This is a genomic window from Pseudomonas sp. SWRI68, from assembly GCF_014269165.1.
Lineage (GTDB): Bacteria > Pseudomonadota > Gammaproteobacteria > Pseudomonadales > Pseudomonadaceae > Aquipseudomonas > Aquipseudomonas capeferrum.
Map to the genome: position 1 here is coordinate 1 of NZ_JABWRU010000043.1, position 3,309 is coordinate 3,309.

The 3,309-nt window shown below is 50.9% G+C and carries 2 rRNA genes; both read left to right on the forward strand.

The annotated features are described in order from the left end of the window. Positions 1-176 precede the first annotated feature (176 nt). Positions 177-3,068: ribosomal RNA gene (locus HU770_RS26630) — 23S ribosomal RNA — on the forward strand. Positions 3,069-3,201: 133 nt separating this feature from the next. Beyond that, positions 3,202-3,309, forward strand: a 5S ribosomal RNA gene (gene rrf / locus HU770_RS26635); the annotation flags it as partial.

Here is a 3,309-nt window from a genome sequence, read left to right on the forward strand (position 1 = left end):
CTTTTGTCAGATCGTTCTTTAAAAATTCGGATATGTGATAGAAATAGACTGAACACTACTTTCACTGGTAGTGGATCAGGCTAAGGTAAAATTTGTGATGTGCTCTTAACTGAGCAGCATGCGAATTTTCGGCGAATGTCGTCTTCACAGTATAACCAGATTGCTTGGGGTTATATGGTCAAGTGAAGAAGCGCATACGGTGGATGCCTTGGCAGTCAGAGGCGATGAAAGACGTGGTAGCCTGCGATAAGCTTTGGGGAGTCGGCAAACAGACTGTGATCCAGAGATCTCTGAATGGGGGAACCCACTCAGCATAAGCTGAGTATCTTGTACTGAATACATAGGTGCAAGAGGCGAACCAGGGGAACTGAAACATCTAAGTACCCTGAGGAAAAGAAATCAACCGAGATTCCCTTAGTAGTGGCGAGCGAACGGGGACCAGCCCTTAAGTTGGTTTGAGATTAGTGGAACGCTCTGGAAAGTGCGGCCATAGTGGGTGATAGCCCCGTACACGAAAATCTCTTATCAATGAAATCGAGTAGGACGGAGCACGAGAAACTTTGTCTGAATATGGGGGGACCATCCTCCAAGGCTAAATACTACTGACTGACCGATAGTGAACTAGTACCGTGAGGGAAAGGCGAAAAGAACCCCGGAGAGGGGAGTGAAATAGATCCTGAAACCGTATGCGTACAAGCAGTGGGAGCCTACTTGTTAGGTGACTGCGTACCTTTTGTATAATGGGTCAGCGACTTATATTCAGTGGCGAGCTTAACCGAATAGGGGAGGCGTAGCGAAAGCGAGTCTTAATAGGGCGTTTAGTCGCTGGGTATAGACCCGAAACCGGGCGATCTATCCATGGGCAGGTTGAAGGTTAGGTAACACTGACTGGAGGACCGAACCGACTACCGTTGAAAAGTTAGCGGATGACCTGTGGATCGGAGTGAAAGGCTAATCAAGCTCGGAGATAGCTGGTTCTCCTCGAAAGCTATTTAGGTAGCGCCTCATGTATCACTGTAGGGGGTAGAGCACTGTTTCGGCTAGGGGGTCATCCCGACTTACCAAACCGATGCAAACTCCGAATACCTACAAGTGCCGAGCATGGGAGACACACGGCGGGTGCTAACGTCCGTCGTGAAAAGGGAAACAACCCAGACCGTCAGCTAAGGTCCCAAAGTCATGGTTAAGTGGGAAACGATGTGGGAAGGCTTAGACAGCTAGGAGGTTGGCTTAGAAGCAGCCACCCTTTAAAGAAAGCGTAATAGCTCACTAGTCGAGTCGGCCTGCGCGGAAGATGTAACGGGGCTCAAACCATGCACCGAAGCTACGGGTATCATCTTATGATGATGCGGTAGAGGAGCGTTCTGTAAGCCTGTGAAGGTGAGTTGAGAAGCTTGCTGGAGGTATCAGAAGTGCGAATGCTGACATGAGTAACGACAATGGGAGTGAAAAACTCCCACGCCGAAAGACCAAGGTTTCCTGCGCAACGTTAATCGACGCAGGGTTAGTCGGTCCCTAAGGCGAGGCTGAAAAGCGTAGTCGATGGAAAACAGGTTAATATTCCTGTACTTGCAGTTATTGCGATGGAGGGACGGAGAAGGCTAGGCCAGCTTGGCGTTGGTTGTCCAAGTTTAAGGTGGTAGGCTGAAATCTTAGGCAAATCCGGGATTTCAAGGCCGAGAGCTGATGACGAGTTGCCTTTAGGCGACGAAGTGGTTGATGCCATGCTTCCAAGAAAAGCTCCTAAGCTTCAGATAACTGGGAACCGTACCCCAAACCGACACAGGTGGTTAGGTAGAGAATACCAAGGCGCTTGAGAGAACTCGGGTGAAGGAACTAGGCAAAATGGCACCGTAACTTCGGGAGAAGGTGCGCCGGCGAGGGTTAAGGACTTGCTCCGTAAGCCCATGCCGGTCGAAGATACCAGGCCGCTGCGACTGTTTATTAAAAACACAGCACTCTGCAAACACGAAAGTGGACGTATAGGGTGTGACGCCTGCCCGGTGCCGGAAGGTTAATTGATGGGGTTAGCGCAAGCGAAGCTCTTGATCGAAGCCCCGGTAAACGGCGGCCGTAACTATAACGGTCCTAAGGTAGCGAAATTCCTTGTCGGGTAAGTTCCGACCTGCACGAATGGCGTAACGATGGCGGCGCTGTCTCCACCCGAGACTCAGTGAAATTGAAATCGCTGTGAAGATGCAGTGTATCCGCGGCTAGACGGAAAGACCCCGTGAACCTTTACTATAGCTTTGCACTGGACTTTGAATTTGCTTGTGTAGGATAGGTGGGAGGCTTTGAAGTGGGGACGCCAGTTCTCATGGAGCCATCCTTGAAATACCACCCTGGCAACTTTGAGGTTCTAACTCAGGTCCGTTATCCGGATCGAGGACAGTGTATGGTGGGTAGTTTGACTGGGGCGGTCTCCTCCCAAAGAGTAACGGAGGAGTACGAAGGTGCGCTCAGACCGGTCGGAAATCGGTCGTAGAGTATAAAGGCAAAAGCGCGCTTGACTGCGAGACAAACACGTCGAGCAGGTACGAAAGTAGGTCTTAGTGATCCGGTGGTTCTGTATGGAAGGGCCATCGCTCAACGGATAAAAGGTACTCCGGGGATAACAGGCTGATACCGCCCAAGAGTTCATATCGACGGCGGTGTTTGGCACCTCGATGTCGGCTCATCACATCCTGGGGCTGAAGCCGGTCCCAAGGGTATGGCTGTTCGCCATTTAAAGTGGTACGCGAGCTGGGTTTAGAACGTCGTGAGACAGTTCGGTCCCTATCTGCCGTGGACGTTTGAGATTTGAGAGGGGCTGCTCCTAGTACGAGAGGACCGGAGTGGACGAACCTCTGGTGTTCCGGTTGTCACGCCAGTGGCATTGCCGGGTAGCTATGTTCGGAAGAGATAACCGCTGAAAGCATCTAAGCGGGAAACTTGCCTCAAGATGAGATCTCACTGGGATCTAGAATCCCCTAAAGGGCCGTCGAAGACTACGACGTTGATAGGTTGGGTGTGTAAGCGCTGTGAGGCGTTGAGCTAACCAATACTAATTGCCCGTGAGGCTTGACCATATAACACCCAAGCAATTTGCTCATGCAGATTGCGGTGGTGAAGACACACGAACCGAAAGTTCGAATGTACATCACAACATCACATATCCGAATTCGCTAGGCTGTCCATCTGGACATTCTGGCAACAGAATTTCTTGACGACCATAGAGCATTGGAACCACCTGATCCCATCCCGAACTCAGTAGTGAAACGATGCATCGCCGATGGTAGTGTGGGGTCTCCCCATGTGAGAGTAGGTCAT